Raw genomic sequence first — 18165 nt, 5'->3', positions numbered from 1 at the left:
GGACACCAGCCCCACGGCCGCCGCCCCCGCCCCCCGGACCTCCGCCCGCTGCACAGGCACGCCCTCGTCCCGCCGCGCCGTGAACCCGGTCACCCGCCCACGCCCCGCACCGTGAACCCGGTCACCAGCCCCCCGCCCTCCCGCCGGAACGCGAACGGCGCGCCGCCGTGGGCGGCCGCCACCGCGCGCACGATCGACAGTCCGAGCCCGGACCCGGGCAGGCTGCGGGCGTCCGGGGCCCGATAGAAGCGGTCGAAGATGCGTTCGAGGTCGCAGTCCGGGACGCCCGGCCCCCGGTCGAGGACCTCGACGCGGACGACTTCCGAGCCGCCACCCGCTTCCCGCGCGCCGCCCACATCACGCCCACCGCTCGACGCACGCGCACCGCTCGCTTCTCGCGCGCCGCCTGATTCCCGCGCGCCACCCGGCTCACCGAAGCTCCCCGGCCCCGGCTCCCCCCGCTGCCCCAGCTCCTCCAGGCCGCCCAGCTCCCCCAGGCTTCCCGCCGAACCCCGCGCCACGACCACCACGATCGCGCCGGACCCCTCGCGATCGAACTTCGCCGCGTTCTCCACCAGGTTGGAGATGGCCCGCTGGAGAGCCCCCGCCCGTCCCTCGACGGTCGTGTCACCGGCCACGCGGACGACGACCTCGCGGCCGGTACGGCGGCGGGCGGTCCCCGCGACCTCCTCGGCGAGGTCGGCCAGTTCGACCCGCTGCACGGGCTCGGTGCTGGACTGCCCGGCCGCGAGGTCCACCAACTCGTTCACCAGGTCGGTCAGTTCGAGCGCCTCCTGGGAGAGGTCGTCGACGAGTTCCGCGCGCACGCGGGGCGGCAGCTCGTCGATACGCCGGAGCAGCGAGATGTTCGTACGCAGGGACGTGAGGGGAGTGCGCAGCTCATGCCCCGCGTCCTGGACCAGTCGCCGCTGATCCTCCTCCGACTGCGCGAGGCGGACCAGCATGCGGTCGAAGGACCGGCCGAGCCGCCCCACCTCGTCCCGGCCCGCGACCGGCACCTGGATGCCCAGCTGCCCCGTGCGGGCCACGTCCTCCGCCGCCCCCGCCAGCTGCACGAGCCGCCGGGTCTGCCGCCGGGCCAGCCACCAGCCGAACAGCCCGGCGGAGATGACGATGCCGGACACGAACAGCAGGGTCCGCTGCTGCAGCTCCCGCAGCAGGTCCTCGGTGTCGCTGAACTCCTGCGCGACCTGCACGGCACCCCGGCCGCCGCCCAGCGCGACGGTCACCACCCGGTAGCGGTCGTCGCCGACCTCGACCTCGCCGTGCTCGACCATCACCCCGGGCAGGGCCGCGTCGGCGGTGTGGCGGTCCGCGTCCCGTACGGGCAGGCCGGGGGCGCCCTTCTCCAGGATCTCCCCGTGCGGGCCGAGCACCTGGACGTCCGTGCGGCCGGAGCGGATCAGGTCGTCGCGCGGGCCGCCGCTGCCGCTCGGCGCGAAGTCCTCCGGGGTCAGCCGGTCCTGCTCGACCAGCTCCCGCAGATCACGCACGACCTCGGCGAACACGGTCTGCTCGTCGACCCGCACCAGCCGCGCCGCCGCGCTGTAGCTGAGGATCCCGACGAGGACGGTGACGACACACGCCACCGCCACGAACGACACGGTGAACGTGGCCCGCAGCGAGGGGACCGGCCGCAGCCGGGAGAGCAGCCGGGACAGTGCCCGCACGGGACGCGGCGGCACCGGGCGCCGCCTCAGTCTTCCCGCAGCGCGTACCCCACACCCCGCACGGTGTGGATCAGCGCCGGCGCGCCCGGCTCGTCGAGCTTGCGGCGCAGGTAACCGACGTAGACGGCGAGGTTCTTGGAGCCGGGCCCGAAGTCGTAGCCCCAGATGCGGTCGTAGATGGTCGCGTGGTCGAGGACGATGCCCGCGTTGCGGACGAGGAGTTCGAGGAGGTCGAACTCGGTCCGGGTCAGCTCCAGTTCGCGCGTCCCGCGCCAGGCCCGCCGCGCCTGCACGTCCATCCGCAGCCCGGCGGCCGTGAGCAGCCCGCCGGCGTCCGGGGCCGCGGCCCCGACGGTGGAGGCCGGCGCGCCGGCCGGCGGCGGGAGGGGCCGGGCGAAGCCGTCCGCGGTGCCCGTGCGCCGCAGCAGCGCGCGCAGCCGCGCGAACACCTCCTCCACGTCGAACGGTTTGACGACGTAGTCGTCCGCGCCGGCGTCGAGACCGGCGATCCGGTCGGCGGTCTCCACGAGCGCGGTGAGCATCAGGATCGGTGTCCGGTCGCCCTCCGCGCGCAGCACACGGCAGACCTGGAGCCCGTCTATGCCGGGCATCATCACGTCCAGCACGAGCACGTCGGGCCGGGTGCGGTGGGCCTGGGCGAGCGCCTCGACGCCGTCGGCGACCGCCGTGACCTCGTACCCCTCCAGGGTCAGCGCGCGTTCCAGGGCATGGCGGATGGCGCGGTCGTCCTCGGCTAGCAGCACGTTCTGGGGCACCCCACCAGTCTGCCAAGGTCACCGGCGCCCACCACCTCGCCAGGGTCGCCGGACGGCCCTTCTTACCGGCCTCTCACCCCGACCGCGCGCCCGGCCTACCCCTCCGGAGCAGCGTGTCCGTGTGACACCCGTCCGCACGGGAACCCGGCCGGAGCGAACAGATGGAGTACAAAGGGTCCGAAGCAGCTGAATCATCATCACAAGCAACACAATCGGACAACCGTGCCATCTTCGCACAATCGCGCCATCGCACCCCTCACCGTCGGGAAGGCAGGGCCTTGAGCCGCCGCATGAAGATCGTTTTCCTGCTGCACAACGCGTACGCCATCGGCGGCACCGTCCGTACGACGCTGAACCTGGCGTCGGCGCTCGCGGACCACCATGACGTGGAGATCGCCTCGATGGCCCGTCACCTGGACGAACCACGCTTCACGGTCGACCCGCGGGTCACGCTCGTCCCCCTGGTGGACATCCGCCCCTACAGCCCCGACCTGCGCGATCCGGCACAGGTGCAGCCCGCCGTGGACTTCCCCGCGGCGGACAAGCGGCACCGCCAGTACAGCCGTCTCACCGACCACCGGGTCCGCGCCTATCTGGCCCGCTGCGGCGCGGACGTGGTCATCGGCACCCGCCCCGGCATCAACGTCTACGCCTCCCGGTTCGCCCCCCGCCGCGCGCTGCGCATCGGCCAGGAGCACCTGCGCCACGACGCCCACGGCAAGCAGCTGCGCAAGGTCCTCGCCCGCCACTACCGCGCCCTGGACGCGGTCGTCACGACCACGGCGGCGGACGCGGCCGTGTACCGCGCGCGGATGAAACTGCCGGGCGTACGGGTGATGTCGGTGCCCAACATCGTCCCGCCGGCCTCGGTCGCGCCGTCGGACGGCACGGCTCCCGTCATCGCGGCCGCCGGCCGGCTGGCCCGCGGCAAACGGTTCGACCTCCTGCTGGAGGCGTTCGCGAAGGTCGCCGCGAAGGAGCCGGACTGGCAGCTGCGCATCTACGGCGGCGGCAAGCAGAGGGGCCGACTGGAGGCCCTCGTCGAGGACCTCCGCCTCACCGACCGGGCCCATCTGATGGGCCCGCACACCCCGATCGAGGAGGAGTTCGCCCGCGCGTCGATCGTCGTCAGCGCCTCGGACGCCGAGTCGTTCGGGATGACCCTCGTCGAGGCCATGCGCTGCGGCGTGCCCGTCGTCAGCACGGACTGCCCGCTCGGCCCCGCCGAGATCATCACCGACGGCGTCGACGGCCGCCTCGTCCCGGTCGACGACGCCCACGCCCTCGCCGAGGCCCTCCTGGACCTCACCGCCGACGGGGACCTGCGCCGCGCCATGGGCCGGGCCGCCCTCGCGAGCGCCCACCGCTACGACCCGGCGCCGATCGTCGCCGAGTACGAGCGCCTGTTCGCCGAGCTGCGCGAGACAAGGGTCCACCGCACCTGGGAACGGGGGGCGACGCGGGCGCGGGCCTGGCTGGGCCGGGGGCTGCGCTCCTGGAAGAGGACGGCTCCGGCGTACTTCAGGGGCGCGGGGACCTGCGCGGGCGGCCAGAAACAGCACGCGGCCTGACGCAGGCACACGGCTTGAGACAGCACGCAGCCTGACGCAGCACGCGGCTTGAGACAACACGCGGCCTGGAGCCCTCGGCACACGGGCGGCCACCGGCGTCGCTCAGCCCCGCAGCGCCGCCAACCGTTCCGCGAAGGGAACGACGGTCAGCCCCTCCGGTTCGGCCGGCGGTGCGGCGGCCGCCTGCCGGGACAGCCCGCCCATCAATCCGGTCAGCTCCGCCGCCGCCCGCTCGATCCGCCCGGCCAGCCCCTCCGCCCCCCAGTCCTCGGAGGCGGCGTACACCGCCGTGGGCACCACCACGGCCCGCAGATACGCGAACAGCGGCCGCATCGCGTGCTCCAGCACCAGCGAGTGCCGGGCCGACCCGCCGGTGGCGGCGACCAGCACCGGTTTCCCCGCCAGCGCGTCGCGGTCGAGCACGTCGAAGAAGGACTTGAACAGGCCACTGTACGAGGCGGAGAACACCGGCGTCACCACGACCAGCCCGTCGGCCCCCGCCACCGCGTCCAGCGCGGCGGCGAGCTTCCGGCCCGGGAACCCGTTGGTGAGGTGATGGGCGATCTCCACGGCCAGGTCGCGCAGTTCGACGACCTGGACCTCCACCGAGGAGTCCTGCCCGACGACCGCCGCGGCCAGCCGGTCCCCCAGCAGCCGGGTGGACGACGGCACGCTCAGCCCCGCGGAGACGACGACCAGTTTCATGCCACGCTCTCCTTCTTCTCCGTGCCCTTCGCCTCCACGCCCGACTTCCCCGTGTCCTTCCCGGCCGCGGCCAGCAGCGACGCGTGCGTCGGCGCGTCCGGCACCTCCGCCGGCCGTCCCTTCGCGAACTCCGCGCGCAGCACCGGCACGACCTCCTCGCCGAGCAGATCGAGCTGTTCCAGGACGGTCTTCAGGGGCAGCCCCGCGTGGTCGATCAGGAACAGCTGCCGCTGGTAGTCACCGGCGTACTCCCGGAAGGCCAGCGTCTTCTCGATCACCTGCTGCGGCGACCCGACGGTCAGCGGTGTCTGGTCGGTGAAGTCCTCCAGCGACGGCCCGTTGCCGTACACCGGCGCGACGTCGAAGTACGGCCGGAACTCCCGTACCGCGTCCTGCGAGTTCTTCCGCATGAACACCTGGCCGCCGAGTCCCACGATCGCCTGTTCGGGCGTGCCGTGCCCGTAGTGGGCGTACCGCTGCCGGTACAGCTCGACCATCCGCTTGGTGTGGTCGGCCGGCCAGAAGATGTTGTTGTGGAAGAAGCCGTCACCGTAGAAGGCGGCCTGCTCGGCGATCTCGGGCGAGCGGATCGAGCCGTGCCAGACGAACGGCGGCACGTCGTCCAGCGGGCGGGGCGTGGAGGTGAACCCCTGCAGCGGGGTGCGGAACTTGCCCTCCCAGTTCACGACGTTCTCGCGCCACAGGCGGCGCAGCAGCGCGTAGTTCTCGACGGCGAGGTTGATGCCCTGCCGGATGTCCTGCCCGAACCACGGGTAGACGGGTCCGGTGTTGCCACGCCCCATCATCAGGTCCACCCGGCCGTCGGCCAGGTGCTGGAGCATCGCGAAGTCCTCGGCGATCTTCACCGGGTCGTTGGTGGTGATGAGGGTGGTGGAGGTGGAGAGGACGAGCTTCTCCGTGCGTGCGGCGATGTAGCCGAGCATGGTCGTGGGCGACGACGGCACGAACGGCGGGTTGTGGTGCTCGCCGGTGGCGAAGACGTCGAGCCCGACCTCCTCCGCCTTCAGCGCGATCTCGACCATCGCCTTGATGCGCTCGCGCTCGGTCGGCGTCCGGCCCGTGGTGGGGTCCGGAGTCACGTCTCCGACACTGAAGATCCCGAACTGCATCATCGCTGCCACCCTCCCAGGTTGTTTACGATTCAACTATACCCGTGAACGAAGGCCCCCTCTCCACTATTCCTCTCCTTCTTCGGACCCGGGCACTGTCAGTGGCCGTCCCTACGATCTCCTCATGGCCGCCCCACGCCGTGACACCCGAGGCATCGTCGACGCCGGGGAACTCTTCGCCCGGGTCCGCTTCCGCCGCCGCGAACCCGCCGAGCCGCTGCGCCCGTATCTGGAGCACTACTGGCTGATCGACTGGGACCTGCCCGAGCCGTACGTCTCCCAGGTCGTCCCGCACCCCTCGGTGAACGTCGTCTTCCAGCGCCACGAGGGCCAGGAGCCCTTCGCCGAGATCTCCGGCATCGGCCTCGGTCTCTTCACCCAGAAGCTGGAGGGCCGGGGCCGGGTCTGCGGCGTCCAGTTCCGCCCCGGCGGCTTCCGCCCCTTCACCCCGTCCCACCCCGCGACCCACTGGACCGGCCGCCGCGTACGCCACCCCGAGGCGTTCCCGGGCCACGGCATCTCCCCGGCCGCGGTTCTCGGCCCCGACGACGAGGACGCCCGCGTGGCCGCCCTCGACGCCTTCCTGACGAGTCTGGCCCCGGACCCCGACCCCCAGGCGGACCTCGCCATGGCCCTCGTCGACCGTATCCGCACCGACCGCACGATCCGCCGCGTCACCGACTTCGCCCGCGCCGAGGGCCTGTCCGTGCGACTCCTGCAGCGCCTGTTCTCCGCGTACGTGGGCGTCGGCCCCAAGTGGGTCATCCTCCGCTACCGCATCCACGAGGCCCTGGAACGCGCCGAGACCGACCGGGCCGTCGACTGGGCCGCCCTCGCCGCCGACCTCGGGTACGCCGACCAGGCCCATCTCGTCCGCGACTTCACGGCGACGGTCGGGGTGCCGCCGACGGCGTACGCGGACGCGGTGTCCCCGGCCTGACCGCCGGCAGGCGGCAGGCGGCAGGCGGCAGGCGGCAGGCGGCAGGCGGCAGGCGGCAGGCAAACGGGCAGCGGTTACTTCGCGTGCATGACCGCGTAGATCATCACGAAGGCGACCAGGTGGATGCCGAAGAGGAAGTACGCGAGGTACCACCACACGTACCGCTCGTCCCTCTTCTCCTGGGCGAGCCGGCGCTTCTCCGGCGTCAGCTCCCCGTCGTCGGGAGCCGGGGCTCCGCCGGTCGGCATCACAGCTCCCGGTGGACCTTGGTGTTGGATGCCTGGGCGCGGGGGCGCAGGACGAGCAGGTCGACGTTGACGTGGCTGGGCCGGGTGACCGCCCAGGTGATCGTGTCGGCGACGTCGTCGGCGGTCAGGGGCTCCGCGACACCCTCGTAGACACGCGCCGCCTTCTGCGCGTCGCCGCCGAAGCGGGTCAGGGCGAACTCGTCCGTCTTCACCATGCCGGGCGCGATCTCGATGACCCGGACCGGCGTGCCGACGATCTCCAGCCGCAGCGTCTCGGCGAGGACGTGCGCGCCGTGCTTGGCGGCGACATAGCCCCCGCCCCCCTCGTACGTCCCGTGCCCGGCCGTCGACGACACCACGACCACCGTGCCGTCACCGCTCGCGGTCAGCGCGGGCAGCAGGGCCTGGGTGACGTGGAGCGCGCCGATGACGTTCGTCTCGTACATCGCGCGCCAGACGGCCGGGTCGCCGGTGGCCACCGGGTCGGCGCCGAGCGCGCCGCCCGCGTTGTTGACCAGTACACCGATCGTCTTGAACGCGGTCGCGAACTCGTCGACCGCCGCGCGGTCCGTGACGTCCAGGGGGTACGCGGTGGCCTGCCCGCCCCCGTCGTTGATCTCCTCGGCCAGCGCCTCGATCCGGTCCTTGCGGCGCGCGGTCAGCACCACGCGGTACCCCGCGGCGGCGAGCTGCCGGGCCGTGGCGGCGCCGATCCCGCCGCTCGCACCGGTAACGACGGCGATGCGGGAGGCGGCGGACGGTACGGCGGTGGCCATGAGCTGCTCCTGAGCGTGTGTGCGCGGGTGGACGAATCGAACGGCGATCCGCGAAGCCAGGATAGGCGCGCGGTGAGACAATGAGACGGGTGATCCCCTGCACAGGAGGTGGATCATGGGACAGGCGCGCGAGCTGATGGACCAGCTCACCGAGGCGCTCACCACACACCAGGACCCCAAGACCATCGCGAACCTCTTCGCGGAGGACGCGGTCGCCCACACCCCCGACGGCGGCGAGATCCACGGACGGGACGACATCGCCGAGTACTGGCGCCAGATGACGGACGCCGTGCCCGAGGCCACCTTCGAGTCGCTCTCGTCGTTCGAGGTCGGCGACACCGCCATCGACGAGGGGATCTACAGCGGCAGGAACACCGGCCCGCTGGAGTTCCCCGACGGAACGTCGATCCCCGCGACCCAGCGGAACATCCGGATTCTCGGCGTGGACCTCGCCACCGTCCACGACGGGCAGATCACCAGCTACCGGCTCTACTTCGACCAGATGGACTTCCTGAACCAGCTCGGCCTGCTGTCGGACGAACTGGCGCAGCCGTCGTAGGGCCGACAGCCGCCGCCACCCGCCGCGCGGCCCCCACCCGATCACGCCCCTGCCCGCGAGGCGGACCGGCCCGCCCGCCATGTCCCGGCGGCCGGGCCGGCAGCCGCCCAAGCATGCCCGTGCCCCACGCGACCGCAACGACCTGCCCGGCCACGAGGACCCCGCCGTACGCGGTGCGGCCGTACGCGGTGCGGGCTCAGCCCTTCACGCACACGACCTGCTTCAGCTTCGCCACCACCTGCACCAGGTCCCGCTGCTGGTCGATGACCTGCTCGATCGGCTTGTAGGCGCCCGGGATCTCGTCCACGACACCGGAGTCCTTGCGGCACTCCACGCCCCGCGTCTGCTCCTCCAGGTCCTTGGTCGAGAAGCGCCGCTTCGCCGCCGTCCGGCTCATCCGCCGACCGGCGCCGTGCGAGGCCGAGTTGAAGGACTTCTCGTTGCCGAGGCCCTTCACGATGTACGAACCGGTGCCCATCGAGCCGGGGATGATCCCGTATTCCCCGGAACCCGCCCGGATCGCGCCCTTACGGGTCACCAGAAGGTCCATGCCGTCGTAGCGCTCCTCGGCCACGTAGTTGTGGTGGGCGCTGATCTCGGGCTCGAAGACCGGCTTCGCCTTTCTGAACTCCTTGCGGACGACGTCCTTGAGGAGCGCCATCATGATCGAGCGGTTGTACTTCGCGTACTCCTGCGCCCAGAACAGGTCGTTGCGGTAGGCCGCCATCTGCGGGGTGTCCGCGACGAAGACGGCGAGGTCGCGGTCGACCAGGCCCTGGTTGTGCGGGAGTTTCTGGGCGATGCCGATGTGATGCTCCGCCAGCTCCTTGCCGATGTTCCGGGAGCCGGAGTGCAGCATCAGCCAGACAGAACCGGTCGAATCCGTGCAGACTTCGACAAAGTGATTGCCTCCGCCGAGCGTCCCCATCTGCTTTCCGGCCCGGTCCTGACGGAACCTGACCGCGTCCGCCACCCCGTCGAACCGCTCCCAGAAGCCGTCCCACCCGGCGGCCGCGAACCCGTGCAGCCCGCCCGGATCGACGGGGTCGTCGTGCATCCCCCGGCCCACCGGGATCGCCTGCTCGATCTTCGAGCGCAGCCGGGAGAGGTCGCCGGGCAGGTCGTTGGCCGTCAGGGACGTCTTCACCGCTGACATTCCGCAGCCGATGTCGACCCCCACCGCGGCCGGACAGACGGCTCCCCGCATCGCGATGACGGACCCGACCGTCGCGCCCTTGCCGTAGTGGACGTCCGGCATGACGGCCAGGCCCTCGATCCAGGGGAGGGTGGCGACGTTGCGGAGCTGCTGCAGGGCGCCCTCCTCGACCGACGCGGGGTCGGCCCACATACGGATGGGTACCTTCGCGCCCGGTATCTCGACGTACGACATAACGCCCTCATTCCCCCGAAAACAGATGAAAGTCTCAGAACGCAAAACCGGCGCCAAGGGCGGTGAAAAGGGATGCCGGACCGGCGTCCACGGCAGTGCGTGCGATACACATGGTGCCCGGGGGTCACCCCTGGGCGGCAAGTCAATAACCACAGGCAGGACAGCGCAGGCGTCCCGAGGGACCCCGTCGAGAGGAGCCCCACCGTGCAGCGGAAGGCGTACGTACCCGGCGTCGCCGTGCTCCTCGCGGCACTGCTGGCCGCGTGCACGGGTTCGGGCGACGAGGGTTCCAAGGACGACCCACGCCCGGGCGACCCCACCACGACCGCCACCGTCGCCCAGCCCGGCCGCTACGACACGCTGCCCGAACCCTGCGGCTCGATCGACGAGAGCACCCTCGACCTCCTCCTGCCCGGCATCAGGCAACTCCCCGGCGCGACCCAGCGCAAGCAGGCGTACGCGGGCGAGGCCACACAGACGTACGACACGGACCGCAACGCCGGCTGCCGCTGGAAGGTGGAGTCCCCGGACGCCACCGACTATCTGCTCGTCCGCTTCGAGCGCGTCGTGTCCTGGGGCAACGCCGTCAGCGACGACAGCAAGGCGCAGGAGGTGTACGGCGGCAAGGTCGAGGCGGCCGACCTCCCGGAGCCGGCGCCGAGCGACTCCGAGGAGGAGACCGGGGCGACGGACGAGGAGACCGACGAGCCGTCGGAGACGGGTGCGAGCACCGCCGAACCGTCGGCGCGTCCCACCGTCTCCGCGTCGCGCGCGGCATCCCCCTCCGGCTCCTCCGGCTCCGGCTCCTCCACCTCCTCCGGTTCCTCCTCTCCCTCCCCGTCCGGCACCCCCGCCTCCCTGCAGCCCCGCACGCTCGACGGCCTGGGCGACGAGGCGTTCCTCGACGACCGGCTCGGGACGAGCAAGCAGCGGACGGTGACTGTGGTCTTCCGCACGTCGAACGTGATCGTGACCGTGGAGTACGAGGAGCAGCCGGCGACCACGACGGTGGTGCCGGACAGTGAGGAAATGCAGGACAGGGCCCGGAATCTGGCGGACCGGCTGGCCGCCGCGTTCGACGACTGAGGGACTCTCGGGGGCGATTCGGGCGCTCGCGTGAACCACCTGAATCAGAACCGCACTTCTTCTTCACCGCGTACGGTGGCCTCTCGGAGACCCGATCCGATTGTGAAGGAACCATGCAACGAGCCGCAGAGTCAGATCAGCATCAGTCGCCGCGCGTCGCGCGTTCGCCGCGGATGACGCGCGTCGGGCACCTCGGGGGTCCGGGCCGGGCCCGGGTTCTCGTCGGCGCGGCGGTCGTGCCGGTGATGCTGCTGGCGGTCGGCTGTTCGTCGGACTCCGGCTCGGACAGCGCCTCCGGTGACAGGACGCCGGTGGGAGCGGACCGGTCGGCGCCGGAGAGCGCCACGCCCGAGGTGGTCGCGGGGAAGTACGCGTCGCTGCCGGACGCCTGCGAGGTGTTCTCCGACAAGACGCTGAAGTCGGTGGTCCCGAAGGGTGTGAAGTCGGGCAAGGCCATCAACAAGGCCGAGGAGAACGTGACCGGCGACTGCCGCTGGATCAGCCTCGACAACAACGGCGTGGACGGCTCCCAGTACCGCTGGCTGAGCGTGTCGCTGCATCTGCTGGCCTCGGACGAGGCGAACGGCCCCGGTGAGGACCGCGCGGCCAAGGCGTACGAGTCGAAGGTGACCGCGGCGAAGGCCGTGGACGGCGCGAAGAACGTCAAGACGGAGCCGCTGACGGGCACGGGCGACCAGGCGACGGTGGTCAAGTACGAGCTGAAGAAGGACGGCGACACCTTCAAGCAGCAGACGATCGTGGTGCGCACGGCGAACGTGGTCATCACGCTCGACTACAACGGCGCCGGTCTGGCCGGTGACAAGACCCCGGACGCGGCCGGGCTGCTGAAGTCCGCGAAGTCCGCCGCCGAGGAGGCCGTGAAGGCCATCGAGGACGCGAACGACGGTACGGACGCGTCGGCGTCCCCGTCGCAGAGCGCTTCCGGGAAGCCGTCGAAGGGCGCCTCCGACAAGCCCTCGGACAAGGCGACGAAGCCGTCGGAGAAGGAGACGAAGTCGTCGTCGTCCGGTGGTTCCGGCGCGGACGTCAGCTCCGACGCGGGCGGTGGCTCGGATTCCGATTCGGACTCGGGTTCGTCCAGGTCCGGCAGCCGGAAGACCTCGTCATAGCCTCCCGCCACCTGCGCTTTCACCCGAGCCCGGTCCCCGCGGGGGCCGGGCTCGGTGGCCTCCGCCCGCTCGTCCGCCGTACACATGTGCCACTCTGTTGCGCGCAACAACACGCAAGGGGAGGGGAGTACGGGTGGCCGCGCCAATGCAGCTGACTCGAATGCACCGCGTTCTCATAGGCGTGGTCGTGTTCGGCGCCGTCATCATCGCCGGGATCGGCTTCGCGGGTTCCTACGCGGCGGTGCGTGAGCTGGCCCTCCAGAAGGGCTTCGGCAACTTCAGCTACGTCTTCCCGATCGGCATCGACGCGGGCATCTGCGTCCTGCTGGCCCTGGACCTCCTGCTGACCTGGATCCGCATCCCCTTCCCCCTGCTGCGCCAGACGGCGTGGCTGCTGACGGCGGCGACGATCGCGTTCAACGGCGCGGCGGCCTGGCCGGACCCGCTGGGCGTGGGCATGCACTCGGTGATCCCGATCCTGTTCGTCGTCTCGGTCGAGGCGGCCCGGCACGCGGTCGGCCGGATCGCCGACATCACCGCCGACAAGCACATGGAGGGCGTCCGCCTCACCCGGTGGCTGCTCTCCCCCGTGCCGACGTTCCTTCTCTGGCGCCGTATGAAGCTCTGGGAGCTGCGCTCCTACGAGCAGGTCATCAAGCTGGAGCAGGAACGTCTCGTCTACCAGGCCCGCCTGCGCTCCCGCTTCGGCCGGGCCTGGCGCCGCAAGGCCCCGGTGGAGTCCCTGATGCCGTTGCGCCTCGCGCGCTACGGCGTCCCCCTGGCGGAAACGGCCCCGGCGGGCCTGGCGGCGGCGGGCATAGAGCCCGCGGTGCTGCCTCCGGCGGAGATCGCCCCGGCCTCGGGTGTCCGCCCCGGCGCGGCCCGTACGGACACGGCGGCCTCCGCGGCCGAGCAGCGCCCCCAGCTGGAGAGCGCTCCCGCCGGACAGCGCCCCGACCAGGCCGAGCAGCGGGAACAGGCGTACGCCGAGCAGGAACCTCCGGTCGACGAGAGCCCCTGGCTGCACGCCCGCCACCCCCAGGAGGTCCCCTACCAGGGTGGCTACGACCCCTCGTACGACCCCGAGGAACACTACGAGGACTGGTACGAGGAGCAGGCCCCGGACCAGTACCGGCAGGACCCGGAGTACCCGCAGTACCAGCGGTTCGAGCCGGACCCCAGGGACCCCCGCTACCGGCAGCAGCGCTTGGAGACCCCCGAGCCGGACGGCCAGGACCTCCGGGCGCAGGAGCCCTCCCCGGAGGAGACCGGCAGCTTCCCCATCCCGGCCGGCCCCGGCCGCACGCGCGAGCTGGGTGACGGCGGCGGCTCCCCGGAACCGACGGAGGAGGACTACTACCAGGTCTTCCGCGAGGTCACCAAGGGCGGGAACGGAGCGCCCACCCCGCGCGGGCTCATGGCCGACATCGAGGCGACGTACGGCGTCACGCTCGACGAGGCCGAGGCCAAGCGCATGGTGAACCGATTCTCCAACCGCCTCAACGCGGAACTGACGGACGAGCACATCGCCTAGGGCCTGGGGTCCGGCTTCAGTCTCCGCGCGGGGGACCGGGAGGCAGGGGCAGCGACGGGGGCGGCTGGGCGATGACGGGTTCCGTCTGCTTCAGGCGGCCGTACACGGCGTCGAAGGTGAAGCCGGAGACGAAACCGACGGTCAGCACGAAGAACAGCAGTCTCCTGGCGCCCTCGCCCGCCAGCATGCCCGGGGACGCGGCCAGCTGAGCGGAGACGAAGAGCAGGAAGGAGACGGCACCCGCCGACATCCCCAGGGCCGCCGTCCGGGCCCAGTGCTCCCCGTGATCGAAGGCGTTGCGGGTGATGGCACCCGCCGTGCCGGTGGCGAGGGCTCCCACGGTCAGCGCGGTCAGGTTGACGGTGGCGTTCGCGTCGAACGCGTAGACGAGCGGGATCATGCCCACCCCGAGACAGAGCAGCACCAGCCCGAGGGTGATGGCGAGCGCGCCGCGCCAGGCGGCACCGCGCCGCTCCCGGTCCCGCCGGTCCTCCCGGGCGTCCCGGCGCTGTCGCTGGGCGCGCAGCAACCGCACCAGACGGGGCGCCGTGTCGTCGCACCACTCGGCGCCCATGGAGGACACCTCCTCGGCGACGGCGTCGTGGGGAACGCGGTTCATGATGTCCCACACCTTGCGGCCGGATCCGCCGAAGCACGCCACGGGGCACACGGGGACGCCGAACGCGAGGCAGATCATCCCGGTGACCAGGGTCGACCGGTGGCCGCCGACGAGGATGACCCCGTGCACCTCGCGCAGTGAGCGGTAGAAGCTGACCTCCCAGTCGTCGCCGGACTCGAAGCGCACGTCGAATGCCTCGGGTCGTTCCCGCAGCATCGGAAAGTCCCTCTCGCCCTGTCCGTACGGCGGGCGGACATGGATGGAGCCGTTCCGGACGTCACCGTGCGACAGATAGCCGGTGACGACACTGTCCTCCACGAACTGCGCCTCGCTCGAATAGACGACGAGGTCGCACCCCTCCTCGGCCAGTGCCCTGCCGATCTGTTCGGCCGCGCCCGGCACCTTCTCCACATCGACGACGGGCGGCTGATACGTGCGCGTGGCGTCCGCGCTGCCCACGACCGCGATCAATGTCCTCATCAGGCCCCTCCCCCGAACCCTCCACAGCGTGCCGGCCCCTCCGGTTCTCCTCGGCCTCCGTCCCCGTCAGGCGCGGCTCGCCCCCGGACCCGTCGCGGGTGGGCTCCAGCGGGGACCCGCGAAGCGGGCCAGGGCGGCCCCGAGATCCGACGGCACCGAAGGACTCAGTGACAGCAGCGGCAGGACGGCGTACCGCCGCTCGCCCACCCGCAGCCTGCGGTGATGCGTCGCGGCGCCCGGGTACACGGTGATCACCACGCCGTAGGTGCCGTCCTTCCAGCCCCGCTGCGACAGCCTGGACACCTCGACGCGGGCGATGTCATGCCAGGCGACAGCGGCCTCGTGACGGCCCACGGTGTACGCCAGGCCCTCATGGGTCAGGCGGAGGTCGAGCACCAGTGGTCTCTTCAGCAGGCCGCCGAGCATCACCACCACACCCACCCCGAGCCAGAAGAGCACGAACCGGTACCCGGTGCGCCAGTCTCCGTACGCGGCGAAGAGGACGAAGTGGAGAGGGGCGACCAGGGCCACCGTGTTCCAGTGCGCCACCGTGAGACCCCGGTGGCGCCCCCACGCCCGGAAACCGTGCTCGTCCTCGTGCACCGCCCACTTGGGCCGCCCCGCCAGCGGTTCCCGTTCGATGTCGGCGAGCGACTGCCGGGGGGTGGTCAGCGGATGTCCGAAAGGCCCCCCGCGGGGTGCGCAGAGAACGTCACGGCCGGCCCCCGCCGTGTCCTCCCGTGCCGGGGAACCTCCCGCCGAAGCGGCCTTGGCACGTCCCGAGAAGTGTTCCTGGAGCCGCAGGTTGCGGAACCGGTAGACGCCGCCGCCGCGTTGCAGCAGACCGGCCCTGTGCGCCTGCCGCAGGAACGTCATCAGCGACCACGGAACCCGGTCCACCACCGCCAGGGACGTCTTGGCCAGCAGCCACCGGGTCCATGGGCTGAACAGCACGATCACCAGGGCCGCGCCCGACCAGCCGAGCAGCGCCCACACCACTCCCGCACCCGACAGCTCGGGCAGCAGCCAGTCCATCGCGCCCTGCCCCACGCCGATGAGCGGGGCGATCGTGACCAGCGAGAGGAGCAGGGCCCGGCGTTCGTCCCGCAGCAGTTCGTCGGGGCTGCTCGTGTCCGCGGTGTCCGACGGCGCGGAGATCACCACGAGCAGAAGGGGTGCGAGGAGCGTGGAGCACACGGCCATCGCGATGAGCGGTGCGGCGTACGCGGAGCCGGCCGTCAGCGCCCAGAGGGACAGCGCGGCCGTCGGCAGGACCGGGACCGCGGCGGCCGTCAGTGCCTTGCGCAAGGTGGTGGCCCGACCGGCCGAGCGCAGGGCGGCGGCCAACCGGAAGGGGTTCGCGAGCCGCCGTGGCCGTCCGTCGTCGTAGCGGCGGAACCACAGTCTGCGGAACGCCAGGAGCAGCCCGGTCAGGACCAGGGCCGTAGAGAAAGGGAGTTCCGCCCCGATCCGTAACGGGGACGACTCGGGCACGGAACGGTCGAGGCAGGCGTTCAGCACCTTGATGCCCCAGGCGCTCAGCGCGCACAGCAGGGGCACCGCGAGCACGGCGACGACGCGCACCGCGGGGACGCGGTGCAGCCGCCACCACGCGAACTCGGTTCTGCCACGGCTCGTCAGATGGGTGGCCAGGAAGGCCAGATGGCGTCGGGCGCGGGCAGGATCCCGGTGGCTCGGGGCGTGCAACCGGTCCGGGGCGTGCGGCAGCGGGCTGAAGACGGCGGGCACGATGTGTTCCAGCAGATGATCCTCGATCGAGGCGGGTGTGGGGAACCGCCTCGGGTCGATCAACTCCGCGGGGTCGGTGTACGGCGCCGCGTACCCCCGGCGGGCCAGCCAGAGCATCAGCGGGTTCGACAGGGCGAGGGCGATCGGCTCGGGCGGGCTCTCCCGCAGTTCCTCGAAGACCGGCTGCCATCGGTCAAGGTGGCGTGGGTGCGTGCCGCTCTCCAGGTAGGCGAGCGCGTCCAGGCCGCCGACCGGCAGCGCCTCGACGGCGGCCGCCGAGGTGATTCCGTTCATGTCCCGCACCACGCTGCGGTATGCGGCGGTGCGCGAGGTGAGGATCAGCGGATCGCCGTCCCCCAGCGCACGGTTGAGGGCCTCGACGACGAAGCCCTGCCGGTGCGCAGGCAGTTCGTCCAGCCCGTCGAGCACGGGCAGGATCAGGCCGTCGGAGACCAGGCGATCCGCCGGGTGCCGGCCGCCGACGTGCGGCAGGCCGGGGTGGTCCTCGGCGATGCGCCGCGCCAGCCAGGTGTGCAGGTGGTCGCGCTCCGCGTTCCATGTCTCCAGGGAGAGGAACACCGGCACCGGACCGCTGCCGGCTCCCCTGAACCGCCGGGTCAGCAGATCCAGCGTCAACAGGACCGCCAGCGTGGTCTTTCCGGCTCCGGCCTCGCCCAGCACGACCAGGCGGCGCTGTCTGAGCGCCAGGAACGCCTCGGCCATGGTGCCGACCCGGTCGCCCCGTCCCGCCACCTCGCCGCCGACGTTGTACGCGTGATCGGCGTCGGGCCAACTGGCCCTCCAGCGCACCCGGATCGGCTCCGGCTTGGCGATGTCCCAGGCGTTCGCCTCCGCACGCCACTGGCGGAGCACGTTCTTGGCGAGCGTCTGGGCGGCCCGTTCCAGCGGCTCGACCGGCAACGGGGCCTGCTGGACGAACCGGAGAACGGTCGGCCCGTTGATCACACCGATCTGGACCAGGGTCCCGATCGTGCTGTCGACGACGATGTTGTCGCCGGACGAGGAACCGCTCAACTGCCGCGCCTGTCGGCCGGAGGGTGCTGCGCCGAGTCGATGGTCAGGTTCCCGGTGAACTCACCGATCTGTACGGCGGGTCCGTGCACGATGCTTCCCGTGATGCTGTTGCCGGGCGCGGCCGGCCCGCCTCCCGGGGTCCTCGCCCCGCCACCGGCTGCGTACGGGACCACCGGCGTCCCCGCGGCGGGGGCGCCGCCGCCCATGCCTTCGGTCATCTTCCGCAGCTCCTGGGTCACCTTCTTCCACTCCCTGGCCGCGGCGGTCCCGTACTCCGTGACGGACTTGCCACTGGGAATCCACTGAAGCTGCCGAAGAGGAGATCCCTGTGTCACGTCGAACGGGGCGACGTTCACCGGGAACAGCCGGCATTCGCCGGCCTGCCACCGTCGCATCGCCCGCGGGAACTCCACTTCCATGCAGTAGTCGGACGACACGTAGTGCGACGACAGGAGCAGCACGATGATGTCGGCCCGGTCGAGCTTGTCGAACAGCGTGGCCTCCCACGGGGCGCCCGGCGGGATGTCCTGATCGTCGAAGAACTCGACGCCGTTGCGCTCCAGGTCCGCCGCGTGACCGCGGAAGGTCTTCCGGTGGTGCTGTTCCACACGGGCGTAGGTGATGACGACCCGGCACAGGGGATCTGACGTGGCAGGCATGGCTTCCCGATGACGTCTGCGGGACGGCACCCGAGGCATCGTGACCGAGAGCGACCGACCCGTGCGGAGGAGTTGCTGCGGAAGGGC

Annotated in this window: 16 protein-coding genes; 6 read left to right on the top strand and 10 right to left on the bottom strand. The window is 71.7% G+C overall.

The window, feature by feature from the left end; all coding sequences use genetic code 11:
• Nucleotides 1-89 precede the first annotated feature (89 nt).
• Complete coding sequence (locus ACZ6BB_RS35730; RefSeq protein ID WP_471619290.1) at nucleotides 90-1706, bottom strand: sensor histidine kinase; 1617 nt, start codon at nucleotides 1704-1706, stop codon at nucleotides 90-92.
• Between the two features lie 11 nt (nucleotides 1707-1717).
• A complete protein-coding gene (locus ACZ6BB_RS35725) occupies nucleotides 1718-2467 on the bottom strand; it encodes a response regulator transcription factor (RefSeq protein ID WP_471619289.1) in 750 nt (249 codons plus the stop codon).
• Between the two features lie 290 nt (nucleotides 2468-2757).
• Between ACZ6BB_RS35725 and ACZ6BB_RS35720 the strand changes: the two genes are divergently transcribed.
• Nucleotides 2758-4038, top strand: coding sequence for a glycosyltransferase family 4 protein (locus ACZ6BB_RS35720; protein WP_471619288.1), 1281 nt, complete (start codon nucleotides 2758-2760; stop codon nucleotides 4036-4038).
• A gap of 102 nt (nucleotides 4039-4140) precedes the next feature.
• Here the strand turns inward: ACZ6BB_RS35720 and ACZ6BB_RS35715 are convergent, their stop codons facing one another.
• Both ACZ6BB_RS35715 and ACZ6BB_RS35710 read right to left on the bottom strand, forming a co-directional pair.
• On the bottom strand, nucleotides 4141-4743 hold the full coding sequence (locus ACZ6BB_RS35715) for a CE1759 family FMN reductase (protein ID WP_471619287.1): 603 nt from the start codon (nucleotides 4741-4743) through the stop codon (nucleotides 4141-4143).
• Nucleotides 4740-5873: an LLM class flavin-dependent oxidoreductase gene (locus ACZ6BB_RS35710; RefSeq protein WP_471619388.1), complete on the bottom strand. Its 1134-nt coding sequence runs from the start codon at nucleotides 5871-5873 to the stop codon at nucleotides 4740-4742. Before ACZ6BB_RS35710 ends, ACZ6BB_RS35715 begins: the two co-directional genes overlap by 4 nt.
• 124 nt (nucleotides 5874-5997) lie before the next feature.
• On the opposite strand from ACZ6BB_RS35710, the gene ACZ6BB_RS35705 reads away from it, so the two are divergent.
• Nucleotides 5998-6813, top strand: a complete 816-nt coding sequence (locus ACZ6BB_RS35705; RefSeq protein ID WP_471619286.1) for a DUF6597 domain-containing transcriptional factor — start codon at nucleotides 5998-6000, stop codon at nucleotides 6811-6813.
• A gap of 74 nt (nucleotides 6814-6887) precedes the next feature.
• On the opposite strand, the gene ACZ6BB_RS35700 is transcribed toward ACZ6BB_RS35705, so the two are convergent.
• Both ACZ6BB_RS35700 and ACZ6BB_RS35695 read right to left on the bottom strand, forming a co-directional pair.
• A complete protein-coding gene (locus tag ACZ6BB_RS35700; protein ID WP_471619285.1) occupies nucleotides 6888-7061 on the bottom strand; it encodes a hypothetical protein in 174 nt (57 codons plus the stop codon).
• Nucleotides 7061-7837: an SDR family NAD(P)-dependent oxidoreductase gene (locus tag ACZ6BB_RS35695; RefSeq protein WP_471619284.1), complete on the bottom strand. Its 777-nt coding sequence runs from the start codon at nucleotides 7835-7837 to the stop codon at nucleotides 7061-7063. Before ACZ6BB_RS35695 ends, ACZ6BB_RS35700 begins: the two co-directional genes overlap by 1 nt.
• 115 nt (nucleotides 7838-7952) lie before the next feature.
• Here ACZ6BB_RS35695 and ACZ6BB_RS35690 point away from each other — a divergent pair, with 115 nt between their 5' ends.
• Entirely contained in the window at nucleotides 7953-8396 is a 444-nt protein-coding gene (locus ACZ6BB_RS35690) for an ester cyclase (protein ID WP_471619283.1), read from the top strand.
• 196 nt (nucleotides 8397-8592) lie between these two features.
• Here ACZ6BB_RS35690 and ACZ6BB_RS35685 read toward each other — a convergent pair whose 3' ends face one another.
• Nucleotides 8593-9786 (bottom strand): RtcB family protein, encoded by a 1194-nt coding sequence (locus ACZ6BB_RS35685; protein WP_471619282.1) that lies wholly within the window; start codon nucleotides 9784-9786, stop codon nucleotides 8593-8595.
• Nucleotides 9787-9990: 204 nt separating this feature from the next.
• Between ACZ6BB_RS35685 and ACZ6BB_RS35680 the strand changes: the two genes are divergently transcribed.
• The 3 genes from ACZ6BB_RS35680 (at nucleotide 9991) to ACZ6BB_RS35670 (ending at nucleotide 13536) form a co-directional block, all read left to right on the top strand.
• Complete coding sequence (locus tag ACZ6BB_RS35680) at nucleotides 9991-10872, top strand: DUF3558 domain-containing protein (protein ID WP_471619281.1); 882 nt, start codon at nucleotides 9991-9993, stop codon at nucleotides 10870-10872.
• 173 nt (nucleotides 10873-11045) lie between these two features.
• Entirely contained in the window at nucleotides 11046-12002 is a 957-nt protein-coding gene (locus ACZ6BB_RS35675) for a hypothetical protein (protein WP_471619280.1), read from the top strand.
• Between the two features lie 145 nt (nucleotides 12003-12147).
• Nucleotides 12148-13536, top strand: coding sequence for a DUF2637 domain-containing protein (locus ACZ6BB_RS35670; protein ID WP_471619279.1), 1389 nt, complete (start codon nucleotides 12148-12150; stop codon nucleotides 13534-13536).
• Between the two features lie 16 nt (nucleotides 13537-13552).
• Here ACZ6BB_RS35670 and ACZ6BB_RS35665 read toward each other — a convergent pair whose 3' ends face one another.
• From ACZ6BB_RS35665 to ACZ6BB_RS35655, 3 genes are all read right to left on the bottom strand, one after another.
• Entirely contained in the window at nucleotides 13553-14635 is a 1083-nt protein-coding gene (locus tag ACZ6BB_RS35665; protein ID WP_471619278.1) for a hypothetical protein, read from the bottom strand.
• A gap of 66 nt (nucleotides 14636-14701) precedes the next feature.
• Nucleotides 14702-17419: an NACHT domain-containing protein gene (locus ACZ6BB_RS35660; protein WP_471619277.1), complete on the bottom strand. Its 2718-nt coding sequence runs from the start codon at nucleotides 17417-17419 to the stop codon at nucleotides 14702-14704.
• Nucleotides 17416-18078, bottom strand: coding sequence for a toll/interleukin-1 receptor domain-containing protein (locus tag ACZ6BB_RS35655; protein WP_471619276.1), 663 nt, complete (start codon nucleotides 18076-18078; stop codon nucleotides 17416-17418). The genes ACZ6BB_RS35660 and ACZ6BB_RS35655 overlap by 4 nt, the downstream gene beginning before the upstream one ends.
• Between the last annotated feature and the right edge of the window lie 87 nt (nucleotides 18079-18165).

The sequence above is a fragment of the Streptomyces sp. NPDC041108 genome (assembly GCF_055592645.1).
This window is presented reverse-complemented; position numbering and strand designations above follow the sequence as displayed.

What these genes read in the sequence shown, in the direction of transcription:
- ACZ6BB_RS35700 (WP_471619285.1), bottom strand. Translation starts at nt 7,061, where the DNA reads ATGCCGACCGGCGGAGCCCCGGCTCCCGACGACGGGGAGCTGACGCCG.
- ACZ6BB_RS35665 (WP_471619278.1), bottom strand. Translation starts at nt 14,635, where the DNA reads ATGAGGACATTGATCGCGGTCGTGGGCAGCGCGGACGCCACGCGCACG.
- ACZ6BB_RS35715 (WP_471619287.1), bottom strand. Translation starts at nt 4,743, where the DNA reads ATGAAACTGGTCGTCGTCTCCGCGGGGCTGAGCGTGCCGTCGTCCACC.
- ACZ6BB_RS35720 (WP_471619288.1), top strand. Translation starts at nt 2,758, where the DNA reads ATGAAGATCGTTTTCCTGCTGCACAACGCGTACGCCATCGGCGGCACC.
- ACZ6BB_RS35690 (WP_471619283.1), top strand. Translation starts at nt 7,953, where the DNA reads ATGGGACAGGCGCGCGAGCTGATGGACCAGCTCACCGAGGCGCTCACC.
- ACZ6BB_RS35670 (WP_471619279.1), top strand. Translation starts at nt 12,148, where the DNA reads ATGCAGCTGACTCGAATGCACCGCGTTCTCATAGGCGTGGTCGTGTTC.
- ACZ6BB_RS35705 (WP_471619286.1), top strand. Translation starts at nt 5,998, where the DNA reads ATGGCCGCCCCACGCCGTGACACCCGAGGCATCGTCGACGCCGGGGAA.
- ACZ6BB_RS35695 (WP_471619284.1), bottom strand. Translation starts at nt 7,837, where the DNA reads ATGGCCACCGCCGTACCGTCCGCCGCCTCCCGCATCGCCGTCGTTACC.
- ACZ6BB_RS35675 (WP_471619280.1), top strand. Translation starts at nt 11,046, where the DNA reads ATGACGCGCGTCGGGCACCTCGGGGGTCCGGGCCGGGCCCGGGTTCTC.
- ACZ6BB_RS35710 (WP_471619388.1), bottom strand. Translation starts at nt 5,873, where the DNA reads ATGCAGTTCGGGATCTTCAGTGTCGGAGACGTGACTCCGGACCCCACC.
- ACZ6BB_RS35655 (WP_471619276.1), bottom strand. Translation starts at nt 18,078, where the DNA reads ATGCCTGCCACGTCAGATCCCCTGTGCCGGGTCGTCATCACCTACGCC.
- ACZ6BB_RS35685 (WP_471619282.1), bottom strand. Translation starts at nt 9,786, where the DNA reads ATGTCGTACGTCGAGATACCGGGCGCGAAGGTACCCATCCGTATGTGG.